This is a genomic window from Reyranella aquatilis, assembly GCF_020880995.1.
Taxonomy (GTDB): domain Bacteria; phylum Pseudomonadota; class Alphaproteobacteria; order Reyranellales; family Reyranellaceae; genus Reyranella; species Reyranella aquatilis.
The window spans coordinates 879427-900605 of the sequence record NZ_JAJISD010000001.1 but is presented as its reverse complement, the minus strand read 5'-3'; the positions used below and the strand labels follow the sequence as shown (position 1 = coordinate 900605).

The following is a 21179-nucleotide window of genomic DNA, read 5'->3' as shown; positions in this document are numbered from 1 at the left end:
CCTCCTGATCAGTTGGCGTGAAGGTCGAAGGCGGCGGCGCCTGCTCGCGGGCGGTGTCCCCTGGTGACGGTCGCCGGAGCGGCTGGCGCGATATTGCCGTTCTCGTCGGCGAGGTCGGCGACGTACGAGAGGGCGCGACGGATATCGTCGGCCATCTCGCGTCGTGCGACGGAAGGGTTCCGGGCCTGCAGCGCCTCGATCAGGCGTTGCCGGCCGGCAGGGCCGCGCGACGAGGAAATGAAGCCCGGATAGAGCAGGTTCATGTAGGGGCCGGTCTGCAGCCACAGGCTCTCGATCAGGCGCAGCAGCGTCGGCTGGCCCGCCGCCGCATAGACGGCAAAATGGAACTCGCGGACCTTCTGGCGGTCGGTCGCGCTGTCGCCGCGGGTGCGGGCGACCATGATTTCGCGTGCGGCGCGGCGGATGTCGGCGATCTGGCCGCGGGTCGCCGCCGTAGCGGCCTTCGCGGAGGCGAGGCCTTCCAGTTCGATCCGGATGTCGCGCAGTTCGAGGACCTTGTCGCGCGTCATCAGCGGCACGCGGACCGAGCGGTTGGGGTTCATCTCGAAGGCGCCTTCCGCCACCAGACGTCGCAGGGCCTCGCGCACCGGCGTCAGGCTGACGCCCAGCACGCCGGCGACATAGCGGAAGGTGACTTTCTGTCCCGGCGCGAAGCGGCCCATGGTCAGCGCTTCGCGCAACGACGCGTACACCTGCTGGCGGAGCGAGGTGTCGGCAGCGTCCGGAGATGGCGCGGTACGAGGCATCTGTCGCGGAGCTTAGCGCAGACTACCGGGATTTGTGATCACAAAAATGCATTGCTGGCGCGACAGCAGGCCGTTACGCTCCCTCGATTCGTGATCACATTTTCCCGCGCCACCGCGGTGTCGTGGGCACTGTTCTTGCTGGGTGAGGGACATGCGCTCCTACGCAGAATCGATCGCACTCTACGAAAAGACCCGAAAGCATCTGGCCGGCGGCGTCAGCAGCAACGTGCGTTATGCCAGCGTTCCGGTACCCCTGTTCTTCGCCCGGGGAGAGGGCGCCCGGCTGCATGACGTCGATGGCAATGTCCATATCGACTACGTGCTGGGAAACGGCCCGGCTATCCTGGGGCACGCGCCAAAAAAGGTAATCGATGCCGTCGCGGCTTCACTGGGTGAAGGACAGCTCTTCGCCGCGCAAAACCCACGCGAAACCGAACTGGCGGAGCGTCTCTGCGCTCTCTTGCCGGGTGCCGATGTGGTTCGCTTCTCGACCTCGGGCACGGAAGCCGTCCTCATGGCCTTCCGTCTGGCGCGCGCCTTTACCGGCCGCGACAAGATCCTGAAGTTCGAGGGCCACTATCACGGCTGGAGCGACCAGGCCTATATCAGCGCGCGGCCACCGCTGAACGAGGCGGGGCCGGCCGATACGCCGGTGCCGGTCGCCGGTTCGCCCGGCATGCCGCCCAGCGTCCTCGGCGATGTCGCCGTGTGCACCTGGAACGACCTCGACCTTCTGGAACAGACCCTGGAGCGCCATCGCGGTCAGATTGCCGCCGTGATCATGGAACCCATCATGGTGAATGGCGGGGCCATTCCGCCGGCGCCGGGCTATCTCGAAGGCGTTCGGGCGCTGTGCGACAAGCACGGCACGCTCTTCATTTGCGACGAGGTCATCACCGGGTTTCGCGTCGGCCTGCGCGGCGCGCAGGGCAAGTTCGGCGTTACAGCCGATCTCAGCATCTATGCAAAGGCGGTCGCCGCGGGCTTCCCGCTCGCCATGGTCGCCGGTCGGCGGGACATCATGGACACGCTGCTCGACAAGGGCGTGATGCACGGCGGCACCTATAACGGCAACGTGCAGAGCATGGCGGCGGCGCTGGCGGCCCTCGACGTTCTCGAGGCCGATGACGGCAAGGTCTATCGCGATCTGGAAGCACGCGGCACGGAACTGATGCAGGGGCTGTCTGCGCTGGCCAGGAAGCACAAGCTGCCGGTCCTGGTGCAGGGCATGCCCGCGATCTTTCAGACGTTCTTCACCAAGGGCCCTGCGCCGCGAAACTATCGCGAGTCGGCAGCTTGCGATCGCGACGCCATGCTGGCATTCCACGCCGCGCTGCAGGAGGAGGGCGTGCGGTCGCAACAGGCCGGCAAGTGGTTCCTGTCCACTGCGCACGACAAGCCGGTCATCGAAGAGACCCTGGCCGCGGCCGACCGCGCCATGGCCAAAGTGGCGCACGCCTAGATGTCGGATATCCGTCTCGAAGGGGTCACGAAGCGCTACGGCACCTTCGCCGCTGCCGATTCGGTCGACCTCTCGGTGACGCAGGGCGAGTTCGTCACGATCCTGGGGCCGAGCGGGTCGGGCAAGACGACGCTTCTCTCGCTGATCGCGGGCCTCAACCGACCGACGTCGGGACGCATCTTTATCGGTGGCCGGGACGTGACCAATGCCACCGCACAGGAGCGCAACATCGGGCTGGTCTTCCAGTCCTATGCGTTGTTCCCGCACATGACGGTCCTGCAGAACGTCCTCTTTCCCCTGGGCGTGCGCAAGATCGGCGGCGCCGAGGCCGACAGGCTGGCGCGCGATGCCTTGAAGCTCGTGCGCCTCGACGGCTTCGAGAACCGCCGGCCATCGCAGCTTTCCGGCGGCCAGCAGCAGCGTGTGGCGCTGGCGCGGGCCGTGGTGTTCAAGCCCGACATCCTGCTGCTCGACGAGCCGCTGGGCGCGCTCGATCGCAAGCTGCGCGAGGAACTGCAGGTCGAGCTGAAGCAGCTCCAGCGCACGCTCGGCGTCACCACGCTGCTGGTGACGCACGATCAGGAAGAGGCGCTGTCGCTGTCGGACCGGATCATGGTGCTGGACAAGGGACGCACGCAACAGATCGCCGCGCCTACGGAGGCCTATCTCCGGCCCGCGAACCGCTTCGTGGCGGAGTTCCTGGGTATCGCCAACTTCGTGAGCTTGCCCGACGGCCGGCAGGGCGTGGTGCGCCCGGAGCGCGTGCGGCTGGCCGGTGCGGGGCAGGGACAGGGACAGGGACAGGGACAGGCCGCGCGCGTCGTGGAAGCCATCTATCTCGGGCAGATGGTGCGTTACCATCTCGCGCTCGACGACAATCGGTCGGTGGTTGCAGCAGTGCCGTTCCTCGGCGCTGCCCACGCGCCGGGCGAGCGTATCAGCGTTTCGTGGGAGTCGGCCGACGTGTGGCCGGTAACATAGAGGGGATCGAGATGAAGAGACGTACTTTCGTCGGCGCCGCCACCGCACTTACGGGCGCCAGCTTCCTGCCGGGCTTCGCGAACGCGCAGTCCAAGGAAATCCGCATGATCGAATCGGGCGGGGCCTCGGGCGAGTCCATCCAGAAGGGCTACATCGATCCACTCAAGGCCAAGACCGGCATCAACGTGGTGCGCGAGAGTCCCAGCTCGCTGGGCAAGCTGCGGGCCCTGGTGGAGAGCGGCCAGACCGGCACGACCCTGTTCGAGCTGGGCTCCGGCGTCGTGCTGCAGGCCAAGAAGCTCGGCCTGATCGAGAAGCTCGACTGGGCCGCGATCAATCCGGCGCCGATGTTCCCCGAGGCGAAGAACGAGTACGGCTTCGGCTACCAGTACTTCTCGACCATCATGGCCTGGCGCAAGGGTGCCAAGGAGCCCAAGAACTTCACCGAGTTCTTCGACACCAAGGCTTTTCCGGGCAAGCGCTGCCTGCCCGACTACCCGCACTACTGCCTGCCCTTCGCCGTGCAGGCGGCGGGCGTGCCGATCGACAAGCTGTTTCCGCTCGACGTCGATCTTGCCTTCAAGAAGCTTAACGAAATCAAGAAGGACGTCGCGGTGTGGTGGAAGGCGGGCGCCCAGCCGCCGCAGCTCATGAAGGACAACGAGGTGCAGTACTCGATCTGCTGGTCGGGCCGCGTCGTCGGCGATCCGGCTTTCGGTCTCAATTTCGCCGGCGGCAAGGCCGACCTTTCCTTCATCTGCGTGGTCAAGGGCTCCAAGCCCGAGGACAAGGCGGCGGCCAACAAGCTGTTCTACGAGATGTCGCTGCCCGAGAACCAGGCCAAGGCGGCAGAGGTGATTTCCTATACGGGCCCGAGCCCTACTCTCGACGCCCTGTTGCCCAAGGACAAGCTCTGGCAATTCCCCACCAGCAAGCAGAACAAGGACGTGCAGTACTTCGAGAACGCCGAATGGTGGGCCGACAACGGTGAAGCCGTGAACAAGAAGTGGGAAGCTTTCAAGCTCAGCCTGTGATGACGAAATCGGTCGATCGCGCGCCTCCCCATACGAATGGGGAGGTGTCGGCGGGTTGCGCCGACGGTGGTGGCGTGCGTGCCGAACACGGCGGCGCGCGTGCCCCTTCCGTCGCGGATGACAGGGCCACCTCACCATCTCAACGGGCCGGATGTCGATGACGCGCTCGACCGGCTTTTCGTTCATCGCACCGCTGCTGGTGTTGATGGTCGTCGCCTTCAATGCGCCCATCGTCTACATGCTGGGCCTCGCCTTCTGGGAGAAGGGGCGGGGCTTCACGCTCGAACACTATGAGGGCCTGGTCGAGGCGCCGGTCTATCTGCGTGTACTTGGCAATACGATGCGCATTGCGCTGATTGCGACCCTCGCCAACATCGTCATCGGCTATCCGCTGGCGCACTGGATGCGCGGCCTCGGCAGCCGCGGCCGCATGATCGCCATCGCGCTGGTCGTGCTGCCCTTCTGGGTCTCGATCCTCGTCCGCACCTATGCGTGGATCGTCGTGCTGGGCAATGGCGGCATCGTGAACCGCGCCCTGCAATGGAGCGGACTCACGGATTCTCCGGTCTCCTTCCTGTACAACGAACTCGGCGTGACGATCGGCATGGCCAACGTGTTGCTGCCCTTCCTGGTGCTGCCCCTGTTCGCGGCCATGCTACGCATCGACGACCGGCTGCTGCAGGCCGCCGCCTCGCTGGGCGCGCCGCCGCGCACCATCTTCTGGAAGGTCTATTTTCCGCTTACCCTGCCGGCGCTGGCCGCGGGCTCGCTGCTGGTTTTTATTCTGTGCCTCGGCTTCTACGTCACGCCCGCCATCCTGGGCGGAGGGCGGGTGCCGATGATCTCCAACCTTCTGGACACGCTGATCAACCAGATCCCGCGCTGGGAGCAGGCCTCGGCGATCTCGACCATCCTGCTGATCGTGACACTCGCCATCTTCGCGGCCTACCGCCGGCTCGACCGAAAGGCGTCGGCATGAGGATTGGGGCATGAACCGCGAATCGATCGGCGGCTCGATCTGGGCTCGGCGCGGGCTGGCCGCGATGGGTATCTTCGGCCTCGTCTTCCTGACGGTGCCGCTGGTCATCGTGATCCCGATGTCGTTCTCCTCGGCGCGGGCGCTGACCTTTCCGCCGCCCAGCCTGTCGCTGCGCTGGTACGAGACCTTCTTCGGCGATCCGCGCTGGATGGAGGCGATGTGGACGTCGGTCCTGGTGGCGGCAATCTCGTCGGTGGCGGCGCTGCTCTTGGGCGGCCTGGCGGCCTACGGCCTGCGGCGCGGCACGTTCAAGGGACGGGACTGGGCCGAAGGCAACTTCATGGCGCCGCTGATCGTGCCGACGATCATCGTCGCCATTGCCCTGTATCTCGCTCTGGCGAAGGTCGGCCTTCTCGGATCGCTGCTGGGCCTGGTAGTTGCGCATACATTGCTCAACGTGCCGCTGGTGATGATGGTGCTGGGTGTCGCGATCCGCGAGTTCGACCAGCGGATCGAGCAGGTCGCCTGGAGCCTCGGCGCCTCGTGGGGCTACACGATGCGCAAGATCGTGTTGCCGAACCTCGCGCCGAGCGTCTTCGCAGCCTGGATCTTTGCCTTCATCGGCAGCTTCGACGAGGTGATCGTGACGTCGTTCATCGCGGGCAAATTCGAGACCGTGCCGAAGAAGATGTTCAACGAGCTGATCCTCGAGGTGAACCCGACCATCACCGCTGTCGCGACCCTGCTGATCGCCTTCACCGTGCTGGCGCTCGCTGCGGTCGCGATCGTCTTGCGCCGGGCCGGAAAGCTCAAGGATACGGTTGTATAGGATTCAGGCGGCACGATTTCGGCCATGGACTCGGGATCCGGTGAGGCTGCAAATTGGCCTCGGTGAGCGGGCGGCGTTCCGCGAGAGCCCGGACGAGGGAGACTGGTGTGGCTGGTGTCGAGAGCTTTCCCAATTATGAACTGCTGACGAGCGACGCACAGTATTTCGACTACAGTTCGGCCGTGAACCCGGTCGGCCAGGGCATCATCCCGCCCGTGCCGTACCGGGCCTTCTCGCCGTCCTTCTTCGACCAGGGACCGACGCGCATTCAGCCGCTCGACGTCAGCGAGGAACTGGGGATCGTCGGCCCCGCGACGACGCCGGCGCTCTGCGCGAACTTCATTCGTATCGTTCGCGGCTCCGTCATGACCTCGGCGGAGGCGACGAGCCAGGTGTTCTTCGTGTTCAGGGGCAGCGGGCGGACCGACGCGTGCGGCGAGACGATGCACTGGTCGCAGGGCGACTACTTGGTCCTGCCGGCGCACGGCCACGCCATGCACCACTCCGACGGCGAGGCGGGACTCTATTGGGTGCATGATGCACCCCTGCTGCGCTATCTCGGCGCGACGCCGACGGTCGCGCGCTTCAAGCCCACTTTCTATCAGCACACCCAGGCCCAGCAGAAGCTGACGGAGATTGCCACCGATCCCAAGACCGCGAATGCCAATCGCGTCAGTGTCCTGCTCGCCAACAGGAATTTTCCCAGTACCCGGACCATCACGCACACGATGTGGACGATGTTTGGGCTCCTGCCCAAGGACGCCGTCCAGTACCCGCATCGTCACGAGTCGGTCGCGGTCGATTTCGTCATCGACTGCAAGCCCGGTTGCTACACGATGATCGGCACGGAACTCGACGAGTCCGGCATGATCAAGAACGGTCGCCGGGAGGATTGGGCACCCGGCGCCAGCTTCATCACGCCGCCCGGCTACTGGCACTCGCACCACAACGAATCGGGGGAGGACGCCCACGTCCTGCCGATCCAGGATGCCGGGCTGCACACCTACCTGCGCACCCTGGAGATCATGTTCAGCCATCCGGGACATGATCGGACTGCGCATATTTCGCAGACGCCGTAGGGGCAAAAATCCTGTCTGGCGACCTTCCCGCTGGTGCAGTATGTGGCGCGAGGACCGGGAGGCAACGATGAATCATCCCAAGCGCGTGCGGCTCGTCGAAGTGGGGCCGCGCGACGGTTTGCAGAACGAAGCGAAGCCCGTGCCGGTCGAGGCCAAGGTGGCGCTGATCGACGCGCTGTCGGCCGCCGGTCATTCGGCCGTCGAGGCCGGCAGCTTCGTGTCGCCGAAGTGGGTGCCGCAGATGGCCAATACCGACGAGGTCATGGCCCGTATCCAGCGCAAGCCTGGGGTCAGCTATCCGGTCCTGGTGCCTAACAAGCAGGGGATGAACGGCGCCGTAGAGGCCAAGGTCGAGGAGATTGCCATCTTCACGGCGGCCTCGGAGGCCTTCTGCCGCAAGAATACCAACTGCTCGATCGACGAGAGCTTCGAACGGTTCGCACCGGTGATGGAAGCGGCGGAGAAGCACGGCATGAAGGTGCGCGGCTACGTCTCGACCGTGATCGCTTGCCCCTATGACGGCAAGGTCCCGCCGGCCAAGGTTGCCGAGGTGTCGGAGCGGCTCTTCCGGATGGGCTGCTACGAGGTCTCGCTCGGCGATACGATCGGCGTCGGCACGCCCGGCGAATGCGTCGCCATGATCGACGCCGTGGCAGAGAAGATGCCGCGCGAGAAGATCGCGGCCCACTTCCACGACACCTACGGCCAATCTCTGGCAAATATCCTCGCCGTGATGGAACGCGGCATCTCGGTGTTCGACACGGCGGTCGCCGGGCTCGGCGGCTGTCCCTACGCCAAGGGCGCGTCGGGCAATGTCGGCACTGAGGACGTGATCTATCTGCTGAACGGGCTCGGCATCGAACACGGGGTCGACCTGGATGCGATCGCCAAGGCGGGGCGCGAGATCTGCGCGGCGCTCGGCCGGGAACCCGCTTCCAAGGTGGCACAGGCGCTGAAGGCCAAGGCGGCCTGACGCTATCGCCGCTCGACGATCCTGACGGTCACCGAGGTCGAGCGACCGGCTTCGTCGACGACGGCGAGGCGCGCGACTCCCGCCCCGGCTGGCACCCATTGGTTGCCGTCGAGCGGCCGGCCGTCGACCAGCCAGCGCAGTCGCCCGTGGCCGCCCATCGCATTCAAGGGAATGGCCTCGCGCTCGGTCAGCTCGATGCGGGCATCGGCCGGCGGGTAGGCGATGCGCGGCCCACCGCTCGTCTCCGCATGGGGGCCGAGCGTGCGCATGCGTGGGGGCAGGTCACGGTGTGACGAGACCTTGATCGCGTCGACTGGCGGGCGGATGGCGCGATTGTCCTCGCCGGGCAGGCGGCCGAACGCCTTGAACAGGATGGGCAAGGCCGAGAGCCGGCCGAGTTGCCCGGGGCGCGGTGTCCCGTCGGCATGGCCGACCCAGACGACCACCGTCCAGTTGGTGCTGTAGCCCGCAGCCCACGCGTCGCGATAGCCGGCGGAGGTGCCGGTCTTGAAGGCGATGCGGCGCTCGCGGAGCGCCACGGGAAGCGACGCAAAGCCTTCCGGGAGAGGCGCCTCGGCCAGCACGTCCGAGACGTACCAGGCGGCCGTGGGGCCGAGGAGGCGCACCGGCAGGGGGCGGGGCCGGTCGCGCCGGACTTGCGGCGGCGCAAAGCTGCCGCCGTTCGCGAGACCGGCATAGAGGCCGGCCATCTCCAGCGGCGAGAGGGTCGCGCTGCCGAGCGCGATGCCAAGCGAATTTCCGGTGTCGCCCGGCGGCAGGCCGGGCGTGGCGCCCGCGGTGCGCAGCGTCGAGAGGAAGCGCTGCGGTCCGACCTTCTCCAGCGCCAGAACGGCCGGCACGTTCAGCGACTGCTGCAGGGCGCGGCGCACCGTCACGGCGCCCTGATGGTCGCGGTCGAAGTTGCGCGGCAGCCAGTCCCGAAAGCGAACCGGCACGTCCTCGACCACGGTCTCGGGGTGCAGGGTGCGATCGTCGAAGGCCATGGCATAGATCAGCGGCTTCAGCGCCGATCCCGGTGAACGCCGCGCACGCACCAGATCCACCTGTCCGGCGCGGCCGAAGAAATTGTCGCCACCCAGCCAGGCCACGACGCCGCCCGTGCGGTTGTCGAGAACGACCATCGCGATCTCGGCGCCGTCGGCGAACTGTCGGCGCTCGTCGTGCGCCAGCTGGCTCAGCGACTGCTGCAATTCGAAGCGCAGGGTGGTCGGCACGACGGCGCCCGGCGACTGGCCGGCCAGCCAGGCGGAAAGATGGGGCGCCTGCATCGGCAAGGCGAGGCGACGGTCAGGAGCAGGGCGGCTGCGCGCCATCTCGAACAGAGGGGCGTCGATCACGCCATGTTCCAGGCCGCGGGCCAGAACGCGATCGCGCGCGGCCCGGGCAGGAGCGGAGGCGCGGTCGGGGCGGCGGCGCTCCGGCGACTGCGGGATTGCCACCAGCAGCGCAGCTTCCGCGGCGCTGAGCTGGCGCGGCTCCTTGCCGAAATAGGCGAGCGACGCGGCACGTACGCCTTCCAGATTGCCGCCCATCGGCGCCAGCGTCAGGTAGACCGCCAGTACCTCGCGCTTGGAATAGCGCCATTCGAGCTGCAGCGCGCGGGCGGACTGGATGGCCTTCGTCGTGAAGCTCCGGGGCCGGGGATCGAGCAGGCGAGCGGCCTGCATCGAGATGGTGGACGCACCTGACACGATGCGGCCGCGCTCGGCGAGCTGCCAGGCTGCCCGCACCGCGGCGACCGGATCGACGCCCCAATGGTCGTCGAAGCGGCGGTCCTCGTAGGCCTTGAGAAGCGCCAGGTAGAGCGGATCGACATCGTCGACGGTCGTCTTGAGACGCCACTTGCCGTCCAGGGTCGTGAAGGCGCGCAGCAATCGGCCGTTGGCGTCGACCACTTCGGTCGAGCGCTCGTGGTAGCGCGACAGGTCGGGCGGGAAGGCGCGGTCGAGCGCGAGGCCCACCGCCGCCAGCGTCGTGGCGGCGACGGCAATGCCTGCGAGGAGGATCCGCAGCTTCACGCCCAGCGCCCGTCAGCGCGCGTCCGGTGGGACGATGGTCAGGGTGCCCATCGCGGTACGGCCATAGATGCGTGGGGCGTACATGTCCGAGACGTTGGTCGCGGGAACGGCGTAAGTGCCCGGAGTCACGGCGCGCACGATGTAGGCGACATGATAGGAGTTCGGGTTCTTGGCCGAGGCGTCCCACCAGGTCTGGTACGGCCGGGTCCCCATGTTGAAGGACGCGAAGAAGCGGTCGTCACGGGCCTCGGCAACGCGGGTCTGCGTCAGCTCCGCCAGGAACGGAAACGACTTCACCGTCTCGTCGTTCAGCACCGCTTCGATCTCGAAGCCCGCGGGCAGCAGGTCGAGCAGCGCCACCTCATGGTAGCCGCCCTCCAGGTTGCGGCCCGAGATCGAGACGATGAAGCGCTCGTTCTGACGTACGCGGCTGAGTGCGCCCGGTTCGCCATTCAGCTTCAGGAAGTCGCGCTTCACACTGATGCCGGCGGTCGCGGCGGGCTGCGGGTCGAGCGGCACACCGCGCGCCGTCACCTGCATCCAGATCGGCCGGTCGCCGTCGTTGCGCAGCTTGAGGCCGCGGTCCAGCGCGGGCGCGTCGGGGTTGAACACCACCGGCTCGGCCGCCGACTGACGCTGCTGGCCGTCGACCGAATAGGCGAGCTGCGTACTGCCGCTCATGGCGCGGGCGGCCATCACCAGCCAGGCCTGTTCCTGCGTCGTGGTCTGGCCGATCGAGGCGGCGAGACGCTCGCCGACGAGGCTGGTCACTTCGGTCAAGGCCTCGCGGCCGCCCGCCTCGACGGCGAGGGTCACCAGCGCGGCGCGATTGCGCAGCGGCGAGCCGTAATAGTCGTTGGGATCGCGCTCGTCGATGCGCTGGCGGGCCGTGGCGAAGGCGAGGCGGCCACGCCCCGGCTCGCCCACCTGGTTCAGCGCCGCGGCTAGCATCGCCCAGGCAATGCCGCCCTTCATCTCGGCCGCCTTCGTGTCCTGGAAATAGCGGACGCGACCGGGATCGGCGAAGCCCGACTTCGCCAGCACGTACCAGGCGTAGGCCTGCGCATTCGGGGAGAACTTGTCGGCCGTCTTGTTGAGCCAGCTCAGCGACCGCTGCAGGGAGGCCGACGGCACTGCCATCTGCTGCTGGTTGGCGCGGACCAGGAAGTCCAGCACGTAGGTCTGCAGCCATTCCGCCGCGGGTGTCGAGAAGGGACCCCACATGCCGAACGAACCGTCGGGCAACTGCATGTCGACGATGCGATAGACGGCATCCTGGACGCGATCGTTGATGCGCGGATCGGTCGGGCCGTAGCCCAGCATCGCCACGTCGTTGTAGTAGAGCAGCGGCATGGCGCGGCTGGTCGTCTGCTCGATGCAGCCGAACGGATACTTGTCGAGCGCGCGCAAGAGGCCCGCCACGTCGATGCCGGGGATGCGCGTCAGAGAGGCGCTGACCTGCGCGGTGCCGGGAGCGAAGGGGGCGATCACGTTGCGGTCGACCGTGGCGTCGTTGCCGGGGCCGAGGCGCGCCACCGTGTCGACTGCGCTGGGTGTCTGCGCCGGCCGCACCTGGATCTCCCATTCGCGCTGGACGGCGAAGTTGCCGGGCCCCTGGACCGCGACGGTCACCTTGCCGAAGCCGGCATCGCCAGCACGCAGTGGCCAGGTCAAAAGCTCGCGCTGGTTGGCGGCGAGCCTCCTGGTTTCGCCCACCGGCCGTTCGAGGGAGACCGACCCGGTCGCGGTCAGCGTCACGCGGTAGTCGCCCGCCTGGCCGTCGACATTGTGCAGCGACAGCGCCACCCGCCCGAGATCCTTCGGGGCGAGGAAGCGCGGCAGAACGGCGTCCGCGGTGACGGCATCGCGCACGAACAGGCGCTGCTCGCCAGAGCCCACGCGGCTCTTGTCGTAGGCGACGGCCATCAGCCGAAGCTGGCCGATGAAGTCGGGGACGTCGAAGGCGATCTTCGCCTCGCCCTTGTCGTCGAGTTTCACGGGGCCGCTAAACAGCGCCACGGTGCGCGTCGGCACCACGTCCAGCCCGCCGATCTCGCCGGCATCGCCACCGGACCGGATTCGGCCGAGTTCGTCGGCCCGGGTGTCGAGCAGGCGCCCGTAATCGTCGCGCATCGCGACGCCGAGACGACGCTTGCCGAAATAGTGGCTCGCCGGATCGGGCGTCTTGTAGCGGGTGAGTTGCAGAATGCCCTCGTCGACGGCCGCCAGGGTGACGAAGGCTTCCTGGCCGGCCTGCAGATTGGACACCTTCACGGGCACATCGATGCGCTGGCGCGGCGTGATCTTCTCGGGCGTGCCGATCTGAATGCCGAGCGTACGCAGAGCCGGATTGAGCCCCAGCCACACCGCGCCGATCGCGCGCGTGGGCGTGCGTTCGGCCGGGGCCGCCAGCGGCCGCCAGGCCGTGACCAGTGCGTAGGCGCCCGCGCCCCACTCGCCCTTTACCGGGATGTCGATGGTCGTGCCGCCGGCCGGCACCTGGACCGACTGGGTGGACACGATGCGGTCGGTCGCGATGGCGATCAGCGCCTCGCCGGCGAACGGTGCCTCGATACGCAGGCGGGCGCTGTCACCCGGCGAATAGTTCTGCCGGTCGCTGGCCACCCGCAGCGTGTCGGGGGCTTCCTCGGCCGAGGTGCCGCCGTACCAGCCGACATAGAAGGTCAGGCTGGTGGTCGTGTTCTTCTCGTTGTCGATGACCGTGAGCTTGTGCTGGCCCCACTCGAGGCGCTGCGAGAGCCGGGTGGGCGCGTCCGCCTTCAGAGTGACCTTGTCGGCGGTAACCAGCCTCGTGTTGGTGACCGACTGCCAGCGCCAGCGGCCATCGACCTGGAACCACTGATAGGCATAGACGATCCGTTCGATGCGGTACTCGACCGCAGGCCGGGCGACCTGCGCCCCGCCGGCATCGACCGCGACGATGTCGAATTCCGTGTCGACACCCTCACGCGAATAGCGCCCCTCGAAGGTCGGGGCGATCCCGAGGTAGGTGTCGCGGGTGCGTACCGGCAGGATCTTGTCGGTCTTCGTGGCGCGGCCACCGCCCGGTTCGAAGACGCGGGCCTGGACCTGGGCGCGCAACGGCAGAACCGTATCCTTGGCGAGATCGCCGGCCCACAGGAGGCTCGACTTGCCGCCCCTGTCGGTGTTCTCGCCCTTCAATTCGATGAAGGGCGGCTCGAATTTCTCGCGCTCCTCCTCGGAACCGAACCTGTACTTGGCGAAGGCGGGGAAGGGCGCATCGTCCACGGTGATCCGCATGTCGCCCTCGACGGCGAGGTCGGAGGCGGGTGCGCCATAGAGGAAGTCGGCCGAGATCGCGAAGCGGTTCACGGTTCCCGGCCTGAGGATCGGCTGTTCGGAGGTCAGCTCGACCTTGAGCTTCTCCGGCACGAAATCCTCGACTGAGAATTCGACACGGCCGACGGAGGCGCCTTTGGGGTCGATGTGCGCCGCCACGGACCAGCGGCCGCGCCGGGAGGATTTCGGCAGGTCGATCGACTGGGAGACGGCGCCGGATGCCTGCAGCGCATGGGTGTAGCGGGTGAACTCGCTGCCGTCGGGCCGCTTCACGATTAGCGTGACGGGCAGATTGGACAGCGCGTTGGCCGAGTCGTCGCGCAACAACGCCATCAGATGGATGGTTTCGCCGGGGCGATAGACGCCGCGCTCGGTGTAGAGAAACGCGTCGACCGGGCCGGGCTGCGGCCGGCCGTCGATCCCGCGATCCGAGAGATCGAAGGCGGACTTGGTCAGTTCGAGACGCGCAAAGTCCTTCTTGGCCGGATCCTGCGCCATGACGGCCACGGCCTCGGCAGCGCCGGTTCCCTTGAGAAGGCCGGCAGCGAAAGAGGCACGGCCGTCGGTGCCGGTGACGACCTTGCCGATCGGCTCGTTGCCGCGCGAGAGGACCGTGACTTCTATACCGGGCATCGGCTGGGCGGTCTGCAGTGAGCGGGCGAAAACGTTCAGTCCGTCGTCGCCGCTGAAAGAGGTGAGCCCGATATCCGTGTCGATCACCCACAGGCCAGCGGCGCCGCCGCCTGTCGTCTCGTCGTCGTCATAGTCGCGCGACGGCGGCTTGGCGGCGTTCCAGACCACCACGAAATAGGCACCGGGCTTCCACTCCCGGATCGTCTCGCGGATCGGGAAGGCGGTGACGACGGCCTGGTTGGGCACGTTGCGCACTTCCATCGTACCCGACCACTGCTCAGCGCCATTGCTGCCGTTCAGCCAGCTGCGCAGCGACCACGACTCGGTGATCGGCTCCGAGCCGGGGAACGCCACGTCGTAGTATCGGTCGGCCGAAAAACGGTCGATCCCGCGCTCGTTCACACGGTAGACCGAGATGCCGACCTTCGAGACGTTGATGGTGGTGACCGGCAGGCCGGCAGCACTGCCGCGCGGCAGGATGAAGCCCTTGCCGGGCAAGGTGACGACGGCGGGCCTCGCGCCGAGCGCGACGCTCACGCTCTGTTCGTCGCGCAGTTTCTGTCCGTCGCGACCGGGGAAGCCCGCCAGCAGCTTCACCGTATAGTCCTGTCCATAGGTCAATCCGGCGATGCACAGTCTATCGTCCACCGCGCGCAACGCCGTCTTGGCCTCCGGCTCGATGCGGATGAAGTCGGCATACTTCACGTCACCGGTGGCGAGCGGCTTGTTGAAGGCGAGGCACGCCTCGGCTTCCGAGCGGCTCGAATCCACGCCGACGCGGCGGAAGGCGAAGGGATCGGTCGGAAGGGCCGGCGGCTGCGGGAGCGGTGCGGGAGCGGCCGATTGCGGCGCGGGGGCCGGCGGAGTCGAAGCCGGAGGCGGTGTCGTGGGAGGAACTATCGGCGGCGCTGCTACGCTTCGTGTCGGCGCCGGGCGATCGACCGAATCGGAGGGCTTTCCGATCAGGTATCCCGCAATGCCCGAGCCCAGCATCAGGGCCACGACCAGAGCAGCCAGCGTCGAACGATTCATGAGAACCCCGCGGAAAAAGCGTCCGGACTTTAGAGCGTGGATTGTGCAGACATTGTGGAGTCCGAGGTCCGGTCAGCAATTCTCGCAGGCTGTGGCGGGAAGGTCACGCTGTGGATAGGCGGCGCTTGAGGAAGCGGGTCGGGGCGTACTAATCGCAAGCGATGGCGTTGCATCTCATCAAGCTCGCGGTCGGCGTCGACGACCTTGCGCATATGAAGAAGGTCCAGGCGGCACGGCGGAAGGAGCGCGGGCAGCCGCCGCGCTCGCCGCATTGGGTCTACACCCGCAACTCGCCGCGCCGCGGAGAAGATCTGGTGGGTGGCTCCTTGTACTGGGTGATCCGCGGCGTCATCCGCGTCCGGCAGGAACTGGTGGGCTTCGAGGACGAATTCGACGAGGAGAGCGGCAAGAAATTTTGCCGGATAAAGTTGAAGCGCACGTTGATCCAGACGGCGCCGCGTGCCTGCAAGGCCTTCCAGGGCTGGCGTTACCTCGAGCCCGAGCGGGCGCCGCCGGACCTGGCGAGCGGCGACACGGCGGACATGCCGCCGGAAATGGCTGCGGAACTGAAGCGGCTGGGGCTGCTGTAGCCGGTTCGGCTATCGGTTGGTGAGCTTCAGCTCGATGCGCCGGTTGCGGGTTGTATCGGTGGACGAGAGCGGCTGGTATTCGCCGTAGCCAGCCGCCACCAGGCGGTTGTTGGGAATCCCTTCGCTGTGCAGGAACTTCACCACGGCGATGGCGCGGGCGGCCGACAGTTCCCAGTTCGACGGATAGGTGGCGTTGCTGATCGGCTTGTTGTCGGTGTGGCCGTCGACCTGCAGGACCCAGTTGATGTCCTTGGGAATGGTCGCGGAAATCTCCACCAGCCGCTTGGCAACGCTGGCGAGCTGCTTTTCGCCGCTCTCCTGCAGCTTTGCCGAGCCCGACGGAAACAGGACTTCCGACTGGAAGACGAAGCGGTCGCCGACGATCTGGACGTCGCGCTGGCCGCGCAGAGCCTCCCGCAGCTTGCCAAAGAACTCCGAGCGATAACGCGCCAGCTCCTCGACCTTGCTGGCGAGCGCACGATTGAGCTTCTGGCCGAGATCGACGATCTGGGCCTGCTGGTCCTTCGCCTTGGCGTCGGCGGCATCCAGGGCGGTCCCGAGCCGGGCCAGCTCGTCCTTGAGGGCCGCCAGTTCAGCGGTAAGTCGCACGACGGCCGCCTTCTGCTCGGCGCTGAGCTTCTGCTCCTCCGTGAGGTCGCCGAACAGCTTGCCCTTGTCCTGGTTGGCTGCCGCGAGCGAGGCGGCCAGGCGGGTGAGCTCCAGGCGCTGCCGTTCGATCTCCTTCTGGAGGTCATCCGCCCTTGCGGCCGCCTCCTTGTTGGTGCTTTCGAGCGAGGAGGCGAGCCGGTCGCGCTCCGCAAGCATCGAGGTGAGGCGCTCCGTCAGGGCGTCGCGCTCGATCTTGAGCGCATCGGCTGCGCCGCGCTGGGTGGCGAGATCGGCGCTCAGCCGGTCGCGCTCCGCCTGGTTCTGGCGAAGCTGCAGGGTCAGCTTCTCGAGGTCCTGCTTCAACCCCTCGCTGGCGGCCTTCTCGATGGAGAGGACGTTGGCGAGACTGCCGAGCTGCTTGTTGAGGGCCTCGATCGCGCTGTCCCGCGTGTTCAGCGTGTCGGTCAGCGTGAACTGCGCGACGCTGAAGAGCGACAGCAGGAAGATCAGGACCATCAGCAGTGTGGTGAGCGCGTCGACGTAACCCGGCCAGGTATAGTCGGCCGAGCCCCCTCCGCGGCGGCGGGATGCGGCCGCCATGGCGGCTAGTCGTCGCCCGGCGGCGTCGCGCCGCGCGTCGAAGCGATGGTCCGGGCGAGAAGGCGGAATTCACCGCGCAGTTCGTCCGCCAGCGCCGTGCGGCTGCGAACGCTCTCGTCGATCAGGCGGGCGATCCCGGCCTCGAGATTGCGCTGATGGGCCAGCAATACTTCCTGGTCGTGTGCTTCCGGCTTGCGCTCGGTCAGCCGCGCGACCGTGCCGCGCAGCTCGATGGATTGCTCCGCGAGCCGCGCCAGCAGTGCCTGCTGGGAGCGCATGCTCTCGGTCAGAGAAGACAGACGCTCAACCAGCGCGGCATTGGCGGCCGCGGCCTGTTCACGGCCTTCCTCACTGCGGCGAAGCGTGCGGGTGAGATCGTCCAGCCCATCGGCGGTGCGCTCCAGCAGTGCCTCGACATAGGCCGAGACGCCTTGTTCGCCCTCAGCCTGCAGCGTGCCACTGGAGAGTCGTGTCGCGCCGGCCAGCCATTCCTCCAGCTCGGTGTGGAAGCGGCCCTGTGCCTGGCTGGCCTGAAGTTCGAGGAAGCCGAGGACGAGCGATCCGGACAGGCCGAACAGCGACGCGCCGAAGGCGGTCGACATGCCCTTGAGCGGGCCTTCGATTCCCTGCTTCAGCTTGGCGAAGATCTGGACGGCGTCGCCTCCGGTCACCTGCATGCCGACGATGGCGTCGGCGACGGCGCCGATCGTCTCCAGCAGCCCCCAGAAGGTGCCGAGCAGGCCGAGGAAGATCAGCAGGCCGATCATGTAGCGGCTGAGTTCGCGGCGCTCGTCGAGGCGACTGGCGATGCCGTCGAGCATGGCGCGCGTCGCCGTCGGAGACAGGCGGAAATTGTCCTGTCGCTCGCCCATCATCGCGGCCATCGGTGCCATCAGGTCGATCGAGCCGGCATCGAGCGGTGGCGCGCCCGGCTCGCGGTGCTGGAAGCGCCGAAGCCAGCGAACCTCGGGCCACAGGGAGAGCACCTGGCGCATCACGAAGAAGATGCCGATCACGAGCACGCCGACGATGACGCTGTTCAGGATCGGCGTGTTCATGAACACGCGCAGCAGGTCATGGTGGAGCAGGTAAGCGATGCAGGCGACGACCGCGAGGAACAGCAGCATGCGAACGAGATACGGAAGCGGATTACTCATGCGAACTCCCGCTGCCGTTAAGGCCGTGCCTGCGGGCGATCATGTGTTGGGCACCACGATTTCGACCCGCTCGTTGCCGTCGCTGCTGGAAAAGGTGCCGATCTCGATCTTCGATTTCACGCCCTTGTCGATGAGATAGGTGCGGACGTTAAGGGCGCGGGCCAGCGAGACCTTGCGGCTGTCGGCCTCGCCGTTGGCAGCAAACGATTTCAGTTCGACCTGGCGCAGGGCGCGGTCGGAGATGCTCTTGATCAGACGGTCCAACTCCGCGCGCGCGGTGTCCGAGAGTTCGGCAGAGCGCGCCGGGAAGACCAGGGAGACGGTGAGGGGAACCCGCGCCGGGGCCGGGGGCTGCGGGGCCAGGGCCGCCATCTTCGGTTCAGGCGCCGCCGGTGCTGTGGAATCGGCGCCGGCTGGTGGGGCGACCTTAGGTGCCGCCGGGGCTGCCGTCGCCACCGGCGTGGTCGCCGTTGGGATCGGCTTGGACGCGGGCGGCGTCGCCTGGACGGGCGGTCCAGCCGTCGGTGGCGCAGACTTGGGCGCCGCAGCCGCGACGGTCCGCGTGCGCGGAGCGGCGCTGGCTTTCTGTGCGACGCGCGGCCGAGCCCGGTTCGTGGTCAGCTCCGGCACGGCGACGACGCGGCTCGCGATCCGGCCGGGCGGCGGTGGCAGGTTGGTCCCGGTCGCCGGTGAGCGCACCGACGCGGACGCCGATGACGGCGAGGGCTGGGGAGCCAGCGGAGGCGGCGCCGGGAGTGTCCAGGGATTGAAGGCCGGCCCTGCCAGTTGACCCGAAGGCGCCATCGGAGCCGTCACGGCCGGCGCCGCGGCCGGCGAGGCGCTCTGGGATGGCGGCCCGCCCGGCAGGCCGAGGCCGGAGTAGGGATTGAACGCGGTGACGTTCTGCCCGCGGGCCGCGAACGCCGCAGCGCCGACGCCGAGGACGGCGAGCGCCAAGCTGCGTGCAGCGACCGAAGAGGGGGGCATAACCGATTGCCTTTCCAAGGGATTTGGCAATCGACCATACCGAATGGACTGTGCCCGCTCAACCGCCTGCGGACCAATTGCAGTGGTGGCCGGGCGCGAATGCTCCGGAGAACCCTCAGGCCTTCGACAGGATATCGACCATCGCGTCGCGCAGCCCGAAATTGCTGGCGAGAAGGGACGGACCGCCCAGCTCGTAAGGTTGGCCCGCGACATCACCCACGAGACCGCCGGCTTCGCGCACCATCAGAACGCCGGCCGCGACGTCCCAGGGCGCGAGGCCGAATTCGAAGAAGGCGTCGTAGCGGCCGGCCGCCACGAAGGCGAGGTCGAGCGCCGCGGCACCCCAGCGGCGGACGCCGGCGGTGCGCTCCGTCACGGCCGCCAGCTTGGCGTGATAGGCGGCATGGTTGCCCTTGCCGATATGCGGGATGCCGGTGCCGACCAGCGCTCTCGCCGGATCCTTGCGCCCCGAGACGCGCAGGCGGCGCGAACGGGCGTTCGGCGTGTCGATATAGGCGCCATTGCCCTTCTCGGCCCAGAACAGCTCGTCGGAGATCGGCTGGTAGATGACACCCGCGATGATCTCCTTCTCGCGCTCCAGCGCGATCGAGATGGCGAAATGCGGAACGCCGTGCAGGAAGTTGGTCGTGCCGTCGAGCGGGTCGACGATCCAGCGGTTGCGGCCATCGCCTTTCGTCTCGCCGCCTTCCTCGCCGAGGAAACCGTAGTCGGGACGAACTCGCGACAGCTCGGTGCGCAACGTGCGCTCGGCCTTGATGTCGGCATGGCTGACGAAGTCGCCGGGCCCTTTCTCGGAGATCTGCAGGTGCTCGACCTCGCCGAAATCGCGCTTCAGGCTCTTGGCCGCGGCAAAGGCGGCACGGATCATCACGGTGATCGTGGCCGAGCGCGCCGCCAGCGACTTGCGCTCGGGCGGGCCCGAACGCTCGCGCGCTTCGCCCATCGGGGCGCGGCCGACGCGGGCGACCGGTGTTTCGCGGGGAGGACGGTTGGTCGGGAGGGCCACGGGTACGGCCCTAGTCCTTGGCACGTTCCATGTAGGTGCCTTCCTCGGTGTTGATCACCAGGCGGGTGCCGACGCCGATATGCGGCGGCACCATCACGCGGATGCCCCCCTCGACTATGGCCGGCTTGTAGGAGGAGGAGGCGGTCTGGCCCTTCACCACGGCATCGGCCTCGGTGACGGCAAGAACGACGGTCTTCGGGAGCTCGGCGCCGACCGGCGTGCCTTCGTAGAGAGACACGGTCACTTCCATGCCGTCCTGCAGCCAGCGGGACTGATCCTCGTCGAGCACGTCGGCGCCCACCACGAGCTGCTCGAACGTCTCCTTGTCCATGAACGTGAAGCCGTTCTCGTCCTTGAACAGGTAGGTGCACTCGCGTTCGTCGATGTGGACACGCTCGATGGTCTCGCCCGAGCGGAAGCGCTCCTGCAGCTTGTTGCCCTCGCGCAGCGCCTTGGCCTCGATGGCGACGAACGCGCCGCCCTTGCCGGGGCTGATGTGCTGCACCTTGGAAGCGACCCAGAGCTTGCCGTTGTACTCGATGACGTTGCCGGCTCGGATGGAATTGACTTGGACTTTCATGGCTTTACCCGGCCTTACCGCTGTCTCGGATGAATGGATTCGGCCTCGTCCGCGGGGCGGTACGAGGCCGGCGCGGCCTTCTATCAAAGGCGGCCCGGGGTCGCAACCGGGCGGCGGGAGCCCTCATGGGGCTATTTCAGGCCCAGTTCGGCCCGTTTCTTCTTCGAAAGGCCGGCCGCGACGACGGCATGCGCCTGTTTCAGGTAGGCGCGCGTCTCGGCCGGAGTCAGGACCGAGGGATCCTCCAGGGCTACCCAGGTGGCGCGCGCCAGGTAGGGAGCTGGCTTGAACCCCTTCGCATGGGACAGCGCCTCGAAATGTTCCGGCGGGCACTTGAAGCAGAGGCGCGCGACGGAATGGCCGGGCGGGCCGATCAGGCAGAACATCTTGCCGCCGACCTTGAAGACGGTGACGCCCTCCCACTGCACCGTCCGGGTGGCGGCCGGCAGACTGCGGCAATAGGCATCGACCTGCTTCGGCGTCATGACGACATCCTACAC

General features: G+C 67.4%; 17 protein-coding genes. 8 read left to right on the top strand and 9 right to left on the bottom strand.

The annotated features are described in order from the left end of the window. Positions 1-8: 8 nt before the first annotated feature. Positions 9-767 carry a GntR family transcriptional regulator gene (locus LJ725_RS04395; RefSeq protein WP_268990384.1) on the bottom strand — a complete coding sequence of 253 codons (759 nt, stop codon included), beginning with the start codon at positions 765-767 and terminating at the stop codon, positions 9-11. 151 nt (positions 768-918) lie between these two features. Here LJ725_RS04395 and LJ725_RS04390 point away from each other — a divergent pair, with 151 nt between their 5' ends. The 7 genes from LJ725_RS04390 to LJ725_RS04360 all read left to right on the top strand — a co-directional run bounded on the left by LJ725_RS04390 (position 919) and on the right by LJ725_RS04360 (position 8104). After that, positions 919-2229 (top strand): aspartate aminotransferase family protein, encoded by a 1311-nt coding sequence (locus LJ725_RS04390; protein WP_230549389.1) that lies wholly within the window; start codon positions 919-921, stop codon positions 2227-2229. Continuing rightward, a complete protein-coding gene (locus LJ725_RS04385) occupies positions 2230-3210 on the top strand; it encodes an ABC transporter ATP-binding protein (protein WP_230549388.1) in 981 nt (326 codons plus the stop codon). Positions 3211-3221: 11 nt separating this feature from the next. Next, on the top strand, positions 3222-4244 hold the full coding sequence (locus tag LJ725_RS04380) for an extracellular solute-binding protein (protein WP_230549387.1): 1023 nt from the start codon (positions 3222-3224) through the stop codon (positions 4242-4244). 157 nt (positions 4245-4401) lie between these two features. Further along, a complete protein-coding gene (locus LJ725_RS04375) occupies positions 4402-5223 on the top strand; it encodes an ABC transporter permease (protein WP_230549386.1) in 822 nt (273 codons plus the stop codon). Between the two features lie 10 nt (positions 5224-5233). Next, positions 5234-6052, top strand: a complete 819-nt coding sequence (locus LJ725_RS04370) for an ABC transporter permease (RefSeq protein WP_230549385.1) — start codon at positions 5234-5236, stop codon at positions 6050-6052. Positions 6053-6159: 107 nt separating this feature from the next. Then, positions 6160-7131 carry a cupin domain-containing protein gene (locus LJ725_RS29095; RefSeq protein ID WP_230549384.1) on the top strand — a complete coding sequence of 324 codons (972 nt, stop codon included), beginning with the start codon at positions 6160-6162 and terminating at the stop codon, positions 7129-7131. Between the two features lie 67 nt (positions 7132-7198). Then, the gene (locus LJ725_RS04360) at positions 7199-8104 is read left to right on the top strand and encodes a hydroxymethylglutaryl-CoA lyase (protein WP_230549383.1); all 906 of its coding nucleotides are present in this window, start codon (positions 7199-7201) and stop codon (positions 8102-8104) included. A gap of 2 nt (positions 8105-8106) precedes the next feature. Here LJ725_RS04360 and pbpC read toward each other — a convergent pair whose 3' ends face one another. Both pbpC and LJ725_RS04350 read right to left on the bottom strand, forming a co-directional pair. After that, positions 8107-10143, bottom strand: coding sequence for a penicillin-binding protein 1C (pbpC, locus tag LJ725_RS04355; RefSeq protein WP_230549382.1), 2037 nt, complete (start codon positions 10141-10143; stop codon positions 8107-8109). A gap of 12 nt (positions 10144-10155) precedes the next feature. Continuing rightward, positions 10156-15129, bottom strand: a complete 4974-nt coding sequence (locus LJ725_RS04350; protein WP_230549381.1) for an alpha-2-macroglobulin family protein — start codon at positions 15127-15129, stop codon at positions 10156-10158. A 161-nt stretch (positions 15130-15290) separates the two neighbouring features. Here LJ725_RS04350 and LJ725_RS04345 point away from each other — a divergent pair, with 161 nt between their 5' ends. Then, entirely contained in the window at positions 15291-15719 is a 429-nt protein-coding gene (locus tag LJ725_RS04345; protein ID WP_230549380.1) for a DUF1489 family protein, read from the top strand. 9 nt (positions 15720-15728) lie between these two features. Here LJ725_RS04345 and LJ725_RS04340 read toward each other — a convergent pair whose 3' ends face one another. The 6 genes from LJ725_RS04340 to LJ725_RS04315 form a co-directional block, all read right to left on the bottom strand. Beyond that, positions 15729-16928, bottom strand: coding sequence for a peptidoglycan -binding protein (locus LJ725_RS04340; protein ID WP_230549379.1), 1200 nt, complete (start codon positions 16926-16928; stop codon positions 15729-15731). Positions 16929-16933: 5 nt separating this feature from the next. Further along, positions 16934-18085 (bottom strand): flagellar motor protein MotA, encoded by a 1152-nt coding sequence (locus LJ725_RS04335; RefSeq protein ID WP_230549378.1) that lies wholly within the window; start codon positions 18083-18085, stop codon positions 16934-16936. 39 nt (positions 18086-18124) lie between these two features. After that, positions 18125-19072: an OmpA family protein gene (locus LJ725_RS04330; RefSeq protein ID WP_230549377.1), complete on the bottom strand. Its 948-nt coding sequence runs from the start codon at positions 19070-19072 to the stop codon at positions 18125-18127. Positions 19073-19187: 115 nt separating this feature from the next. Next, positions 19188-20036 carry an inositol monophosphatase family protein gene (locus LJ725_RS04325; RefSeq protein ID WP_230549701.1) on the bottom strand — a complete coding sequence of 283 codons (849 nt, stop codon included), beginning with the start codon at positions 20034-20036 and terminating at the stop codon, positions 19188-19190. Between the two features lie 73 nt (positions 20037-20109). Beyond that, entirely contained in the window at positions 20110-20679 is a 570-nt protein-coding gene (gene efp / locus LJ725_RS04320; RefSeq protein ID WP_230549376.1) for an elongation factor P, read from the bottom strand. A 131-nt stretch (positions 20680-20810) separates the two neighbouring features. Further along, a complete protein-coding gene (locus tag LJ725_RS04315) occupies positions 20811-21164 on the bottom strand; it encodes an MmcQ/YjbR family DNA-binding protein (protein WP_230549375.1) in 354 nt (117 codons plus the stop codon). Between the last annotated feature and the right edge of the window lie 15 nt (positions 21165-21179).